The following is a 16,128-nucleotide window of genomic DNA, read 5'->3' as shown; positions in this document are numbered from 1 at the left end:
CCGGCGACCGCCCCTCCCGCGTGGACAGGTCGCGTTCCGTGAATGCAGACTACTGCCTACGCCCGGCGGATCGTGCTGCGGACCGGACTCATTGTCCGGTATGGAGTTGTCCAACACGGGAGTTGACCGTCCCCGCTATCCGCTCGAAACATTCACCCGGCGTTCCCCGGATCATGGGGGACCCGGAGAATGGGCTCGGTGCGGTCTTTCCCACTGCCGGGTGCGCCGGTATTCGGTGCGGGCCGGAAAGCCAGTAAAACCGGAGGTTCTGTTCCTTGAGTGTCGTGCTGTTTCGCCGGCCGGCCCGCAGACGCGGACCGCAGATGCCCGAGGGGCAATTGACCCTTCAGGAGCCACCGGTCCTCGCCGAGACCGTGCCCGACACCTCGGCGATCTGGACCTATTTGCCGATGGCGCTGATGTCGGTGTCGATGATGCTGATGTTCCTGCGCCCCGGCGGCGGCAACGGCGTCTTCATGTATCTGGCCATGGGCGTCATGGCGCTGTCCGCCGGTGCGATGCTGCTGGGGCAGCTGATGCGCCGCTCCAGCGAGCGCAAGCAGCGCCTGAAGGGCGAGCGGCGTGACTACCTCCGGTATCTGGCGCAGACCCGCAAGCGGGTCCGGTCCACCATCACGGAGCAGCAGCGGGCGCTCGCCTGGCGCCACCCGGACCCCGCCTCACTGCGCTCGCTGGCCCGCACCTCCCGGCTGTGGGAGCGCCGTCCGGCCGACGAGGACTTCGGCGAGGCGCGCCTCGCGGTCGGCGAGCAGCAGCTCGCGCTGACCCTGCAGCCGGTCTCCACCCGCCCGGTGGAGGACCTGGAACCGCTGTGCGCGCACGCTCTGCGCCGTTTCATCCGGGCCTACTCCACCATCCCCGAACAGCCGCTCGGCCTCTATCTGCGCTCCTCGGCCCGGGTTCTGCTGCGCCCGGCGGAGGCCGTGAGCCGGGCCACGTCCGGCGACCCGGATCTCACGCCGGACGGAAGCGGCGCCGAGACGGAGGGCGGCGCCCTCACCGAGGGCCCCGGCGCCGAGGCCGTACGTGCCCTGGTGCGTGCGGCGCTCGGCCAGCTCGCGGTGTTCCACGCGCCGGAGGAGCTGTGGATCGCCGTCTGTGTCAGTGACGAGCGGCGGCCCGACTGGGAGTGGGTCAAGTGGCTGCCACACGCGCTGGACCCGCACGAGGAGGACGGCGCGGGCCAGGTCCGCCGGATCACCGCCGAACTCACCGAGCTGGACGACCTGCTCGGCGCCGAGTTCGCCGAGCGGCCCGGCTTCGACGCGGATGCCCGCCCCGGGCGTGACGAGCCGTACACCGTCGTCGTCCTGGACGGGGTCACTGTTCCCGAGGGGCATCGCTGGGAGGGGCACGGCTACCGCAACGCCGTGGTCCTCGACGTGTCCGGGGCGCTGCGCTGGAAGCCCGGCCGCAACACGCTGCGGCTGACCGTCGGTCCCGACCGGGTGAGCCTGGTGCGCACCGACCGCAGCCGCAAGGAGCGTTCCGTGGCGCTCGGCCGGCCCGACCGGCTCGGCCCGCTCGGCGCCGAGTCGCTGGCCCGGCTGCTCACCGCCCGCCGGATCAGCCTCGGCACCGACATCTCGCAGCCGCTGGACACCGACGTCGAGCTGACCACCCTGCTCGGCATCCCCGACCTGCACCGGCACGACCCGCAGACCCTCTTCAGCAAGCACATCGGCGCCGCCCGGCTGCGGGTGCCGGTCGCGGTCGGCGTGGACGGGCGTCCGGTGGAGCTGGACATCAAGGAGTCCGCGCAGGGCGGTATGGGCCCGCACGGCATGCTCATCGGCGCCACCGGTTCCGGCAAGAGCGAGCTGCTGCGCACCCTGGTCCTCGGCCTCGCCCTGACCAACTCCTCCGAGACCCTGAACTTCGTCCTGGTCGACTTCAAGGGCGGCGCCACCTTCCTGGGCCTGGAGGAACTGCCGCACACGTCCGCCGTCATCACCAACCTCGCCGACGAGGTCGCCCTGGTGGAACGTATGCAGGACGCCCTGCACGGTGAACTCATGCGCCGCCAGGAGCTGCTGCGCTCGGCGGGCAACTACACCTCCGCCCTGGAGTACGAGCGGGCCCGCGCCGCCGGGACCGACCTGGCCCCGCTGCCCAGCCTGTTCGTGGTGGTCGACGAGTTCAGCGAGCTGCTCTCCACGCACCGGGAGTTCATGGACCTGTTCGTGATGATCGGCCGCCTCGGCCGTTCGCTCGGGGTCCATCTGCTGCTCGCCTCGCAGCGCCTGGACGAGGGCCGTATGCACCAGCTGGAGAGCCATCTCTCGTACCGCATCGGTCTGCGTACGTTCTCCGCCATGGAGAGCCGCGGCGTGCTGGGGGTGCCGGACGCCTACCAGCTCCCGGCCTCGCCCGGCAACGGCTATCTGAAGTCCGGTGTGGAGGCCCTGACCCGGTTCCGCGCCGGTTACTCCTCGGGCATCTACCGGCGGCGCACCGGCGCCGTCGTCCAGGCCCGGGTGGCCAGCCAGGTGGTGCCGTGGACCAGCGGCTGGGTGGTGCCCCGCACCCTGGAGGCCGCGCCCGAGCCGGAACCGGAGACCGAGGAGAGCGACGAGGACGAGGAGACCCTGCTCGCCGTCGCCCTCGACCGGCTGCGCGAGTCGGGCCCCGCCGCCCACCAGGTGTGGCTGCCGCCGCTGGACGAGCCCACCCCGCTGGACGAGCTGCTGTCCGGCCTCGCCCCCGACCCGGTACGCGGCCTCACCGCCGTCAACTGGTCCGGCACGGGCAGGCTCCGGGTGCCGGTCGGCCTGGTGGACAAGCCGTTCGAGCAGCGCCGTGACCCCCTGGTGGTGGATCTCTCCGGGGCCGGCGGCCATGTCGCCATCGCGGGTGGTTCGCAGAGCGGCAAGTCCACCCTCATGCGCACCCTGATCGGCGCCCTCGCCCTCACCCACACGCCCGCCGAGATCCAGTTCTACTGCCTCGACTTCGGCGGTGGCGGTCTCTCGCAGCTCGCCGCGCTTCCGCACGTCGGCGGCGTCGCGGCGCGGCTCAACCCGGAGCGGGTGCACCGGGCGGTCGCCGAGGTGATGACGCTGCTCGCCCGGCGCGAGCAGTTCTTCGTGGACCACACCATCGACTCCATGCAGTCCTACCGCAGGCGCCGGGCCGCCGGGGAGTTCCCCGACGAGCCGTTCGGCGACGTGTTCATGGTGGTCGACGGCTGGTCGACGGTCCGCCAGGACTACGACGACCTGATCCAGAAGTTCAACGAACTGGCCGCCCGCGGCCTCAACTACGGCATCCACCTGCTCATCACCACCACCCGCTGGGTGGAGCTGTCCGCGCAGGTCCGCGACCAGGCCGCCACCCGTCTCGAACTGCGGATGGGTGACCCGATGGACTCCGAGATCGACACCCGCAAGGCGCGTTCGGTGCCGCGCAGCGGTGGTCGCGGCATCACCGCGGACACCAAGATGCACTTCCTGGCCGGGCTGCCCCGCCTGGACGGCAGCGGCTCCCTCGAAGACCTCGGCGACGGTGTCGGCCATCTGGTCTCGGAGGTCGCCAAGCACTGGCCGGGCGCGCCCGCCCCGCAGGTGCGGATGCTGCCGCACCGGCTCCCGCTCGCCGAACTCCCGGCGCCGGAGTCCACCGAGGGCGACGGTATGCGGCTGCCCCTCGGTATCGACCAGGACGCCCTGGAACCGGTCTGGCACGACTTCAGCCGCACTCCGCACCTGGTGGTGGTCGGCGACACCGAGAGCGGCAAGACCAACCTGCTGCGCCGCATCACGGAGGGCATCACCACCCGGTACTCGCCCACCGAGGCGAAGATCATCGTGGTCGACTACCGGCGCACGCTGGTGGACACGGTCCCGGAGGAGTACCGCATCGGGCATGTGATCTCGCTGGACAACCTCAAGGAGACCATCGAGGGCGCGGCGCGGGCCATGAAGACCCGGGTGCCGGGGGCCGACATCGCCCCGGGCCGGATGCGCAAGTGCGACTGGTGGACAGGACCGCGGTTGTTCATCCTGGTCGACGACTACGACATGGTGTCCGGCAGCTCCTTCCAGAGCCCCATGGAGCCGCTCTTCGAGTACCTGACGCTCGGTTTCGAGATGGGCCTGCACCTGGTGGTCGCGCGCAGCGCCATGGGCGCGGGCCGTGGTCTCAGCGACGGCCTCATCCGCCGACTCGACGAGGCCAACAACCCGGCGGTGCTGTTGTCCTGCCCGCCCACGGAGGGCCGCCTCTTCGGCAACGCGAAGCCGCGGAACCTGCCGCCGGGCCGGGCGCTGCACATCGCGCGCCGCCGCGAGCGTCTTATGCAGACGGCACTGGTGGACGAGGCTCCGGCGCAGACGGACTGAGCAAAGGATTGCGCCGTTCCCCGCGCCCCTTTTCAGGGGCGCGGGGAACGGCGCAATCCTTTGCTTTTAGGGGCGCGGGGAGCTGCGCGGCCAGCCCCCGGCGGCCCGCACCGGACGAACGACGTCAGTCCCCATCCGCTTCAGCGGCAACCGACCGCGCGGAAGCGGAGGCAGAGGCCGGTTTCCATCCCCGCGCCCGAGCCCTCGGCAGAGCGAACGCGCCCCACAGCACGGCGAGTACGCCGCCGGTGCCGAGGACCACGAAGAGCGTGGCCCGATCGGTCGCCCGGTCGGCCGCGGTCGTGTCGCGGACGGTCACGGGATCAGCGGCCCGCTCCACCCCACCGGCCGCGTCGGAGCCACCGAGGACCGTCGTGACCGCGGCGTAGGGATCGAGCTGCGGAATGTCCGCCGGATACGCCGTGGCGGTCAGCCGCCGGGCGACCTCGTCCGGCGAGTCGTCGGGCCGGGCGGCCCGGACGGCCGCCGCGGCCCCCGCCGCATAGGCGGTCGCCACCGACGCGCCCGCGCCGAGGTAGTGCCCGTCGCCGCGCGGACCACCGGAGACCACCCCGGCGCCGGGGGCGACCAGATCGATACCACTGGTGGCCAGGGCGTTGTCCGGGCGGACCCCGGCGGGAAGCATGTCGGCAACCGACAGGACGCCCGGTTCGGCGGCCGGCCAGTAGCTGCGAGGCGGAATCTCGTCGGAGTTTCCGGCCCCCCGCGGCGGATCCGGCGTGGCCGCGGCCACCACCACGGCGCCCGCGCGCCGCGCGTCGGCGACCGCGCGCGTCAGCTCCGCGTCACGGCGTGGCAGCGCCACCGAGACCGCGATGACCTCCGCGTCCGCCTCGGTCGCCGCGCGCAGCGCCGCCACGACCAGGGCCGAACTCGCCTCACCGCGCTGGTCGGTACCGCGCAGCGCCAGGATCTCGGCGCCCGGCGCGACACCGGTCAGCTGCGCACCGCCCCCGCCGGCCCCGGCGATCAGGCCCGCCAGGAAGGTCCCGTGGCCGACACAGTCGTCACCGGCCGTGCCCTCGGCGGTGACCCGGCCGCCGAGCCCCTCGGCCCCGGTGTCGACACCGGTGTCGATCAGGGCGACGGTCACCCCCGCCCCGGTGCTGTACCCGTGCAGCCGGTCCAGATCGAGGCGCTGGCGCGACCAGTCCTGCTTCTTCGCCTTCTCGCCGGAGGCTGGCGTGCAGGCCGCGTCCGCGTCGATCGAGGAGGGCATGCCAGGCAGTTCCTGGCCCTTCTTCCCGTCGGCCGCCGGTACGCGCGACAGGGGGGCCGCCTGGGCCGTGACGGCCGTGGGCAGCAGCAGGGCGGCGACGCAGCCGACGCCGGACAGCATGCGGGCGGCCTGGCGGGCGGACGATCTCATCGGGGAGCCGCCTTCGGTGCCACCGCGACGACGTCGCCGGGAAGGAGGATGCGCAGGTCGTCCAGGGTGGGCGCGGCCAGCGAACTGAGCCGCCCCGCCTGCCGGGTGACCATCGACTCGACCACCTGGCGGGCCAGGCGGGCGTTGCCGAAGGACCGGTCCCGGGGCAGCGCCTCGAAGTACTCCTTGAGCAGCGGACCGGTGCCGGGCCCGCACTCGTACCCCATGTTGGCGGCCTGGGTCCTGACGATGGTGACCAGTTCCTCGGAGGAGTAGTCGGAGAAGGCGATCCGGCGCGGGAAGCGCGAGGACAGGCCCGGGTTGGAGGCGAGGAAGCGCTCCATCTCGTCGGTGTAGCCGGCGACGATGACGACGACCTCGTCGCGGTGGTCCTCCATCAGCTTGAGCAGGGTGTCCACCGCCTCCTGCCCGAAGTCGGCGCCGTTGCCGCGCGGGGTGAGGGTGTACGCCTCGTCGATGAACAGCACCCCGCCGCGGGCCTTCTCGAAGACCTCGCGGGTGAGCTGGGCGGTGTGGCCGATGTAGCGGCCGACCAGGTCGGCCCGGGCCGCCTCGATCAGCTGGCCCCGCCGCAGGACGCCGAGCTGGGTGAGGATCTCGCCGTAGAGGCGGGCGACGGTCGTCTTGCCCGTACCGGGCGGGCCGGTGAAGACGAGGTGGTTGCTGAGCGAGGGCACCGGCAGCCCGGCGGCGGCACGGTGGCGGGCCGTGGTGATGAGGTTGACCAGGTCCGCGACCTCGCGCTTCACCTCGGACAGGCCGATCATGTCGCCGAGGCGGGTGAGCGGGTCGTCGGCCGGGGCCGCGGTGTCGGCGGCGCCCGCGACGGCGGTCGCGGAGACGTCTTCGGGCAGCAGCAGCCGCAGATCGCGCTCCCCCACCTGCTGCTGGGAGGCGAGCCGGACCGCCTGTCTGTCGACCATCTCCTCGAACACCCCGCGCGCGGCACGGCCGTTGCCGAAGCCCTCGTCCCGCGGCATCGCCTCGAAGTGCGCGGCGAGCGCCGCCTCGGTGCCCTCACCCAGCTCGTACTGGTGCTGGGCGCACATGTTCTCCATGATCGCGACCAGTTCGGGCACCGAGTAGTTCTCGAACTCGACGGTCCGCGAGAAGCGCGAGGCCAGACCCGGGTTGGAGGCGAGGAAGGAGTCCATCTCGCGGGAGTAGCCTGCGGCGACCACCACCACGTCGTCGCGGTGGTCCTCCATCAGCTTGAGCAGGGTGTCCACCGCCTCGCGGCCGAAGTCGGCACCGCCGTTGTTGCTGTCCGAGGTCAGCGTGTACGCCTCGTCGACGAACAGCACGCCGCCGAGTGCCCGTTGGAAGGTCTCGGTGGTCTTGATCGCGGTACCGCCGACGACCTGCGCGACCAGGTCGGCGCGGGAGACCTCCACCAGGTGTCCGCTGCGCAGCGAACCCAGTTCGGCGAGGATCGCCCCGTACAGGCGGGCGACGGTCGTCTTACCGGTGCCGGGCGGGCCGGCGAAGATCAGGTGGCGGCTCATCGGCGGGGCCGACATGCCGAGTTGTTCGCGGCGCTGGGCGAGCTGGGTCAGATTGACCAGCGTACGTACCTGCTGCTTGACGTTCTCCAGGCCGATCAGCGCGTTCAGGGCGCCGAGCGGGCCCTCCGGGCGGTCCGCCGGGGGCGCGTCCGCGGCGCCGGAGCCGGCCGGGTCGGTGTTCTCGGCGCTGCCGGAACCCCAGGCGTCCCGTTTGCCGTTGCCGGTGCTGTTGAGGCCCTCCACGGCCAGCCGCTCGCCGGGGGTGGTCTGCACCAGGCCGCCGCCCTCGTTCTCCCGGGCCAGGCAGTTCACCAGGGAGACCGGCGCGGTGGACTCCACCCGGAAGCCGTCCTGGGTGCCGCCGGACACCTCGCAGCCGCTGAGCGAGGCGAGCGCGCCCTCGCGGAGCAGGAAACCGTGGCCCTTGGGGGCGTGCACGGAGGTGCGGTTGGCGGTCAGTTCGCCGCCCGCGGCGACGATCACGCCCTCCTCACCGGATATCTCGACGCGGAAGTCCCGGACGGTGACGTTGCCGCCGTCCTCCACGACCAGGCCGTTGGTGGTCGTGTCGGAGACTCCGCCGCCGGCCAGGTAGAGGGTGCTGCCGGAGGCCACGCGTACCCCCGCGCCCTTCGGCCGGACGATCTCGCAGTCCTCGGCACGGCCGCGCGCGTCCTTGCTGACCACGATGCCGTCACCGGAGGGCTCCACCAGCCGGGCCCGGCGCAGCAGCGGGTTGGCACCGCCGCGCACCGCGATCGCGGGCGAACCGCCGATCACCTCCAGGTGGTCGAGCTCCGCCGCCGAGTCCTCCTCCAGGAGCAGCCCGGTCTGGTCGCAGTCGCGGACCGTCAGGCCGGTCACGGCCGGGGAGGCCGCCCCGGCGACCCGCAGGGCCGCGCCCTGCGCGCCGTCCACCCAGCAGTCCTCGAAGGTGCCGCGCGACCGGTCGGTGACCAGCACGCCGTGCCCTCGGGTACGCGAGACGCGGCAGCGGCGCACCACCGGGTCGGTGCCCTTGGCCAGCACGATCCCGTTCCCCGAGGAGCCGGTGACGCGGACGTCCTCCAGTGTCGTACGGCCCGCGGTGCTCAGGTGCACACCGGTGCTGGTGTCGTGCACCACGGTGCGGATCACCGAGAGGACGCTGTTCTCCTCCAGGGCGATGGAGGGTTTGTCGGTGGAGGAGATGTCGCAGTCCTCGACGGTGCCGCGCGACTCGCCGTTGGCCAGCAGGCCGTTGCCGCGGGCGTCGCGCACCGTGCAGCCGCGGATCCGGGCCTCGCCCTGCTCCGCGAGGACCAGGCCGCTGGTGCCCAGATGCTCGAAGGTGCAGGACTCCACGGTGGTGGGCGTGGTCGAGGTCACCACGATGCCCGCGCCCTGCGAGTTGCTCACCCGGCACTCCCGCAGCGCGATCGAGCCGGTTCCCCCGGCCAGCAGCGCGGTCCAGGCGGAGCCGATGACCTCGCAGCCGTCGAGCGCGGCCTGTCCGCGCCGCACGTCCACGGCCGGCTGCTCGGCGTCGCCGCCGCGCAGGGTCAGCTCGGAGAGCATCACGGCGTCGGCGCGCAGCGCGAGCACACTGCCCGAGCGCGGCCGGATCTCCACGGTGCCCCGGCCCTCTTCGGCAGTGAGGGTGACCCTGGTGTTGATCACCAGGTTCTCCGCATACGTCCCGGGCCGGACGCTGATGAGCGCGCCGGTACGGGCAGCCGAGAGTGCCTCACCGATCGTCCGGTAGCGATCCCGGTCCCCCGGACCGACCGTCAGTACCTGGCGCGACACGCACCAACCTCCTTGCCACGGGGGCTTCAGCTACGGGCGCCCCCTCACCGGGGGCGCGTGTCGGTGAAACCGACGGTGCCATCATGCCTCGCCCTGGGGCGGGCGGGTGCCGAGAGGGGTGCTCCCGGGCTCTTCGGGGGCTCTCTCGGCTTGGGGCGCCTTGCCTCAGACGCTCCACTTCTGGTTGTCGGTGCCCGCGCAGCTCCACAGCTGCAGCCAGGCACCGCTGCTCCGGTTGTTGTCCTTGATGTCGACGCACTTGCCGACGACGGTGTTGACCAGGTCGTGGGCGTTGTTCAGCACGAACTTCTGGGCGGCGTTGCCGCTGCAGCGGGCGATCTGGATGGGCGTGCCGTCGTTGTAGTTCGCATTGGCCACATCCAGGCAGAGGCCCTTGATACGGACGGTGCCGTCGGAGGCGAACTGCCATTTCTGGGCGGCGCCGCCGTTGCAGTCCCACACGAACAGCTTCTTGCCGTCGCCGAAGTCGCTGCCCGGTACGTCGATGCACTTGCCCGAGAGGTGACTGCGCAGGGAGACGGGTGAGCTGAGAGTCACACCCGAACCGGCCTTGGAGGACTGGCTCTTGCCGCCGCCGGACGACGACGCCTTCTCGCCGCTCCGCTTCTTCGGCTGGTCCTTCTGACCGGTGTCCTTCTTCGCGGCGTCCTTCTTCGAACCGCCGTCACCCTTGTCCTTGCCCTTGCCCTCGCTGTCGGCCGGGGCGGACGTGGCGGCGTTCTGCGCCGACTTGCCCCGCTGTACGGGGTCCTTGTCTCCGTTGCCCGCGGAGCCCGCGTCGGGCGAGGTCTCCGCGAACTGGCCCGGTACGTCCTGGGCGTTCCCACCCAGCACGGTTCCGGCCGACGCCGGTCCCCTGCGGTCCTCGTCGTCGTCCCCGCCGAGCATCAGCAACGGCACGGACACGAGCAGCGCCCCCGCGACGGCGGCCCCGGCCAGCACCGCCTTGCCGGGCCGGCCGACGGGTCCGGCCTGCTGCTGCGGCTTGTCGATCGCGGTCGCCGTCATGGTGCGTACGAGCGCGGGGAGCCGGCTCTTGGCCGCGGCGGCGGCACCGGGGTCGGCCTCTCCGCCTTCGGAGTCGGCCCCGGCCGCGGAGTCGGCCCCGGTGGTCGGATCGGTCCCAGTCGCGGAGTCGGTCCCGACGGCGGACCTGTTCCCGACGGCGGACCTGTTCCCGGCCTCGGACCCATTCCCGGTCTCGGCTTCGGGAGCCGGCTCGGTCTCGGCTTCGGGCTCGGTTCCGGTCGACTCGGGGGCCGCCTTGCCCTGGGCGGCCACCTTGCCCGGTGAGGTCGGCTTCGCGGCCTCACCGGTCTCCGGGCCGGCCTTCACCGCCGCGGGGGCGGGCGCGGGTTCCGGCTTCGACGGCAACTCGGTCTGCGAGTCCGGCCGGTGGCCGGGCTCGGCGCCGGCGGCGGCGGCAGTCGCGGCCGTCTCCTCACTGCCGGAGCCGGAACCGGTGTCGGTGTCCGCACTCGTGGAAGCAGGGGGCTGCTGGGCCGAACGTGTCACGGGGTCCTCCCTGCGGTGTGGGGGTGGTGGGGCTGGGTTTCGACGGAGTTGCCGACCGGTGGCGACGACGCGGCCCCGGCGTCCGCCGAGGAAACCCCCTCGGCGGCTCCCTCCGCTCCCGGTCCCCGTCCGGGACCGAGAAGGCTGTCCGCCGGGACCAACAACGGAGCCGCGGCTCCGGCGTTGACCATCAGCCGGGTGCCCGAACCGTCCAGCGACCGGGCCAGTTGCCGCGCCGGAAGCCTGCCATGACGAAGTACCGGGGACATGAACTCGTGTGCCGCTGAGGTGAACACCAGCACCACCGGCGTGCCGTCCTGCCCGGTGGCCGTGAGCGGCCCGCCGTCCGGTGCGCGCACCACGGTCACCTCCGCCTCGGCGAGCGCCGCGAGTGCCTCGTCCACCGATCCGTAACCGGTGGCGGCCCGTTGCGCCGCCGCGTCCACCGGGTCGGTGGGCTCCGGCCAGCCGAGCATCTGGGCGGAGGGCCGGTACGCCGGGTTGGCGCGGTACTCGCCCACGCCCCCGCTCTCGTCCGACTGCCACTCCCCCAGGACCGCCCACTCCGGCGGGGCCGACTCCTCGGTCCACTCGGGGTCGGTCACCCCGATCCAGTGACCGGGGGCCTGGCGGGCGGCGGCCCGTACGGCCTCGGGTATCTCGGGGGCGTCCGACGGGTCCGGGGTGTCCGACGTGTCGGCGGTCGGGCCGGACCCGTCGGGCACCACGGGCAAGGCATCGTCATGCCTGCCCTCTTGCCGTTCTCCGGGCCGCATCTTCACCTGAACTCTTCGGTCCGTACGGATTGCTGGGTGCCGCACCACACGCGCGCACGCCGATACCGATATTGATCAGATCGGGGAGCCAACAGGATGCCACACGTGCCCCGCGCGTGGGGCTTCGGGGCAGACCCGTATCCGGCGACCGCGTGCCCGTTTGCTGCCCGGATACTGCCCGGACGGAGAACTTTCCGGGAGCAGTGAGGCGTGGCTGGACAAAGCGGTGGGGTCGTTGGGACTGAGGGTGCTGCTGTCGCCGCTGCGACGGGCTAGGTTGGGTCTGCCATCGGACACGTCCATGTCAGGGTCGAGCCGGACTGGCTCCCCTCGGCCCGGCACCTGCCCACGCCTGCCGAGCCGGTGCCCATCACCGACAGCTCCGCCACCGAGGAGGAGTACCGCATGTCCCCCCAGCACCACACCCCCGGCGCTAACGCGGAGGGGGCCGCCGCCGGCGCGGAGGAGGCCGAGTCCGCATCCGCGTCCTCACCCGCGTCGTCGTCGGCACCGGACGAGCGAGCGCCCGCCTCCGCCAAGACGCCTGAGGCTTCCGAAACCCCTGAAGCCGCTGAAGCTCCTGAAGCCCCGAAGGGCTCCGAGCCGAAGTCGGGCGCCGCCCCGGCCGGCGAGACGGCCGAGGGCTCGGCGGCGAAGACCGCCGGCACTCCCGCCACCCCGGCCACCCCTGTGACGCCCCCGCCCGCGCCTTCACCCTCACCCTCGTCCTCGTCCACGGCGGCCACCGCCGAGGCACCTGAGACGCGCTCGGAGGGCATCGCCGTGGCGGCGGCCGTCGCGACGACCCCGCCAGGCACGAAGACCGGCACCGGCGTCACCAGCGGACGCCCCCGCAAGCCGGTCCTGGCAGGGGCCGCGATCGCCGGCGCCGTTCTGATCGCCATACCGCTGCTGCTGGCCGGGAGCGCCCAGGACGACGGGCGCCCGGACAACAAGGGCCTGGCCGCGGACGGTTCGGACACCGTCCTGAACGCGAGCTCCGCCCCGGCCGGCCTCGAAGACTACGTGGCCGAGACGCCCAGTTCGTCCCCGCGCAAGGAGAAGCCGAAGAAGACCGAGGCTCCGCAGGTCGTCCCCAAGGCCGTCGAGCCCGCGCCGGAGACCAAGACCAGCAGCAGCCCGACGGCGAAGAAGTCGAAGTCCGCGGCCAAGGCCAAGGCCAAGCCGAAGGCGGACCCGAAGCCGAACTGGGGCACCAAGACCGTCTACGCGACCTCTGTTCTGCGGGTCAACCAGTCCTGGCGCACCAACCGCATCCGCATGGTCATGCAGGGCGACGGCAACCTCGTCGTGTACAACGAGAAGAACAAGCCGATCTGGGCGTCCATGACCTTCGGCAGCAACCACCGGGCGATCTTCCAGGAGGACGGCAACCTCGTCATCCACAACGGCGACGACCGACCGATCTGGGCCTCCAAGAGCCACGGCCACGCGAACGCCCAGCTGATCCTCCGGGCCGACGGGAAGGTGGTCATCCTCCACAACGGCGGAGTCATCTGGTCGACCTGACCCCGCCCGTCGATCCGCCCCGCCCCCAGGCCCTTGCGCCCGACCCCGACTTCAGCCCGGGGAACGGTGCGGGGGCCTGTGGCGTCCAGGGGCATGTCGGCGCGTTCAAGATCATGTACAGGACAGCCCCTAGGATGGCGGGGCACAGTGTTCGGATGCGCGCAGAGGTGCGTACACCGCAGGGAGACCGCCCATGGGCACCGCAGACGCCGTTGGTTCACCGATCGACAGTGAGGTCTTCGACCGCAGAGTCCCGGACGGCCAGTCGGCCGGTCCCGTGCTGCCACGTCTGGTACTGGGCGCACGGCTGCGCGCGCTGCGGGAGGAGAAGGGGATCTCCCGCGAGGCCGCGGGGGATGTCATCCGCGCCTCCCGGTCCAAGATCAGCCGTCTGGAAGCCGGCCGGCACGGGTGCAAACTCCGTGACGTGGCCGATCTGCTCACGCACTACGGAGTCACGGACGAGGCCGAGCGCGCCACCTTGCTGGCGCTGGCCGAAGAGGCCAACGCCCCCGCCTGGTGGCAGTACTACAGCGATGTGGTGCCCCCGTGGATGCAGACCTGCCTCGGCGCCGAACAGGCGGCGAGCGTCATCCGCTGCTTCGAGGTGCAGCGCGTGCCCGCCCTCCTGCAGACCCCCGCCTACGCGCGCGCCTCCCTCCGCCTCGCCCACCCGGGCGCCGGCGCGCAGGAGATCGAGCGGCGCGTCACCCTGCGCATGGAGCGCCGGCGGGTGCTGCGCCGGAAGCCGCCCGCCCAGCTGTGGGCCGTCATCGACGAGGCCGCACTGAGGCGCCCGGTGGGCGGCGTCGACACGATGCGCGCCCAGCTCGCGCATCTCATCGAGGTCTGCCGGCTTCCCCAGGTCTCCGTCCAGGTCATCCCGTTCACCGCAGGCGGTTACGCGGCGGAGGCCGGTCCGGTCACCCTCGTGCGGCTGCCCGGCGGCCAACTGCCCGACGTGGTCTGCCTCGAACAGCTGGCCACCGCCCTGTATCCCGACAAGCAGGCGGACATCGAGCGCTACTGGGATGTCCTGAACCGCCTGGGCCTCGAAGCCGAGCCGCCGGAGGAGACGCCCACGATCCTCCACCGCATCCTCCAGGAGACCTGACCAGCTGGGGCGGCCTCAGCGCTTGAGGGCGACACCGCCGTACTGGTGCACCTCGGCGGGCAGCCCCAGGGCCTCGGTGTCGGGACGCCAGCGCGAGCACGACGCCACACCCGGTTCGAGCAGCTCCAGCCCCTCGAAGAAGCCCTCGATCTGCTTCGGGCTGCGCAGGATATACGGGATCGAACCGCCCTCGTTGTACTGCTGGATGGCCTCGACGTACTCCTTGCTGGTGTCGGTGCTGTCGTACTGCACGAGGTAGCTGCCGGACGGCAGCGCGTCCACCAGCTGCCGCACGATCGAGCGCGCCTCGTCGTAGTCCTCGATGTGTCCCAGGATGCCCATCAGCATGAGGGCGACCGGCTGGTCGAAGTCGAGCGTCTTCGCGGCTTCCCGCACGATCGTGCGGGGGTCGCGCAGATCGGCGTCGACGTAGTTGGTGACACCTTCCGGTGTGCTGGTGAGCAGCGCGCGGGCGTGTGCCAGCACCAGTTGGTCGTTGTCGACGTAGACGATGCGGCTCTCGGGCGCCACCCGCTGGGCGATCTGGTGGGTGTTGTCCACGTTGGGCAGTCCGGTGCCGACGTCCAGGAACTGCCGGATGCCCTCCTCGGCGGCCAGCTGACGGACCGCGCGGGCGAGGAAGTACCGGGCGGCACGCGCGCCGGTCTCGATACCGGGGAAGACCGCGCGGAACGCGTCGCCGGCCAACCGGTCGACCTCGTAGTTGTCCTTGCCGCCCAGCCAGTAGTTCCAGATCCGGGCCGACTGCGGCACGGAGGTGTCGATCTTGCGGAGTCCCGCAGGTCCGGAGTTCTCTGCCTCGTCAGTCATGGACGCTCCTGTGCGTACGTGTGCGTGGGTGGTAAGCGGACCACGGAACCGTCGAACGCCGGTCGTGGGCGCCCACGTTATTCCTCACGTCTCGGCCCGTGTGCGACACCGGCCCCCAACACACCGTGTTCGGCCACTCGTTGGCTCGAATGCCGTCTTGTGCCCGGTCCCGGCGCACCGCCCGCCCTGTCGCCGCGCCCGGCCGGGGACATGACACAGGCTCTCAGCGGCGTGCCGTGGCGGCCCAGGTGCCCTCGTCCAGGATGAGGCAGCGGTCGGTCTCCGTACGCGAGGGCATGACGGGCACGTCGTCCCTGGTGCGCAGCGCGGCGGCGGCCGCGAGGTGGCCGAGGCGCAGCCGGGAGCCTTCGTCGCGGTCCTCCAGCACTCCCGTCAGGTAGCCGGCCGCGAACGCGTCGCCCGCACCGACCGGTTCGACCACCTTGGTGGGCAGCGAGGGCACGAACGTCCGCAGACCGCCGGCGTACGAGGTCGCTCCGTGCTCGGCGTCCTTGACGACGACGACGGCGGGTGCGGGCGCGGTTGCGAGCAGGTGCGCGATGTCGTCCGGACGGGCGGTGCCCCACAGCTCCTCGGCCTCGTCGCGGCCGACGAACACGATGTCCGCGGCGCGGGCGAGCGCCAGCAGAGCGCGGGCGGCGTCCGTGCCGTCGTGACCCGCGCGGCGCCAGAGGGCGGGGCGGTGGTTCACGTCGAAGGAGACGAGCGGTCCGGACGTGGCACCGTGCTCCCGTCGGACGAGCAGCGTCTCCAGCAGGCGCGCGCAGCTGTCGGAGAGGGCCGCGGCGACCCCCGACAGGTGCAGGATCCGGGCTCTGCGGAGCGCGGGATGCCGGGCCAGCTCCGGACCCATCGCGGACGCCGCGGACCCGCGTCGGTAGTAGTACGTACGGGTGTGGCCGACGCCGGAGTCCGGCGCCGGGTCCTTGAAGTAGACGCCGGTCGGGCGCTCCGGATCGGTCTCCACGGCGCTCACGTCCACGCCGCGCGCGGTCAGTTCGGCCAGGATGCGTCGGCCGAAGGGGTCGTCGCCCAGCCGGCTCAGCCAGGCGGCCCGGCGTCCGAGTCCGGCGAGTGCGCAGGCGACGTTGGACTCGGCACCGCCGACGGCCATGCTCAGCAGGGACTGCTCGGCGAGCGGGCCGCCGTCCGGCGGACCGAGCACGGCCATCGTCTCGCCGACGCACACGACGTCGGCCGTCCGTTCATGACCGTCGGCGGCGCGGGGAGGGGGCGGCAGGGGCACGGGCTTCTC

9 protein-coding genes are annotated in these 16,128 nt (G+C 72.4%); 3 read left to right on the top strand and 6 right to left on the bottom strand.

The annotated features are described in order from the left end of the window. Positions 1-323 precede the first annotated feature (323 nt). Positions 324-4,361: a type VII secretion protein EccCa gene (gene eccCa / locus K3769_RS01000; RefSeq protein WP_267024486.1), complete on the top strand. Its 4,038-nt coding sequence runs from the start codon at positions 324-326 to the stop codon at positions 4,359-4,361. Positions 4,362-4,485: 124 nt separating this feature from the next. On the opposite strand, the gene K3769_RS00995 is transcribed toward eccCa, so the two are convergent. The 4 genes from K3769_RS00995 to K3769_RS00980 form a co-directional block, all read right to left on the bottom strand. After that, positions 4,486-5,751, bottom strand: coding sequence for a S8 family serine peptidase (locus tag K3769_RS00995; protein ID WP_267024485.1), 1,266 nt, complete (start codon positions 5,749-5,751; stop codon positions 4,486-4,488). Beyond that, a complete protein-coding gene (locus K3769_RS00990; protein WP_267024484.1) occupies positions 5,748-9,065 on the bottom strand; it encodes a right-handed parallel beta-helix repeat-containing protein in 3,318 nt (1,105 codons plus the stop codon). Before K3769_RS00990 ends, K3769_RS00995 begins: the two co-directional genes overlap by 4 nt. A 165-nt stretch (positions 9,066-9,230) precedes the next feature. Beyond that, on the bottom strand, positions 9,231-10,601 hold the full coding sequence (locus tag K3769_RS00985; protein WP_267024483.1) for a ricin-type beta-trefoil lectin domain protein: 1,371 nt from the start codon (positions 10,599-10,601) through the stop codon (positions 9,231-9,233). Further along, a complete protein-coding gene (locus tag K3769_RS00980) occupies positions 10,598-11,377 on the bottom strand; it encodes a type VII secretion system-associated protein (protein ID WP_267024798.1) in 780 nt (259 codons plus the stop codon). The genes K3769_RS00985 and K3769_RS00980 overlap by 4 nt, the downstream gene beginning before the upstream one ends. Before the next feature lie 405 nt (positions 11,378-11,782). Here K3769_RS00980 and K3769_RS00975 point away from each other — a divergent pair, with 405 nt between their 5' ends. Together K3769_RS00975 and K3769_RS00970 are read left to right on the top strand one after the other, a co-directional pair. Beyond that, positions 11,783-12,907 carry a mannose-binding protein gene (locus K3769_RS00975; protein WP_267024482.1) on the top strand — a complete coding sequence of 375 codons (1,125 nt, stop codon included), beginning with the start codon at positions 11,783-11,785 and terminating at the stop codon, positions 12,905-12,907. 193 nt (positions 12,908-13,100) lie between these two features. Then, positions 13,101-14,021, top strand: coding sequence for a Sco1979 family transcriptional regulator (locus K3769_RS00970; RefSeq protein WP_267024481.1), 921 nt, complete (start codon positions 13,101-13,103; stop codon positions 14,019-14,021). A 15-nt stretch (positions 14,022-14,036) separates the two neighbouring features. Here the strand turns inward: K3769_RS00970 and K3769_RS00965 are convergent, their stop codons facing one another. Both K3769_RS00965 and K3769_RS00960 read right to left on the bottom strand, forming a co-directional pair. Continuing rightward, positions 14,037-14,852: an SAM-dependent methyltransferase gene (locus K3769_RS00965; protein WP_267024480.1), complete on the bottom strand. Its 816-nt coding sequence runs from the start codon at positions 14,850-14,852 to the stop codon at positions 14,037-14,039. A 223-nt stretch (positions 14,853-15,075) separates the two neighbouring features. Continuing rightward, positions 15,076-16,119, bottom strand: a complete 1,044-nt coding sequence (locus tag K3769_RS00960; protein WP_267024479.1) for a sugar kinase — start codon at positions 16,117-16,119, stop codon at positions 15,076-15,078. Between the last annotated feature and the right edge of the window lie 9 nt (positions 16,120-16,128).

Source organism: Streptomyces ortus, assembly GCF_026341275.1.
Classification (GTDB): Bacteria; Actinomycetota; Actinomycetes; order Streptomycetales; family Streptomycetaceae; genus Streptomyces; species Streptomyces ortus.
The sequence above is the reverse complement of the archived record's forward strand: the minus strand, read 5'-3'. Positions and strand labels throughout refer to the sequence as shown.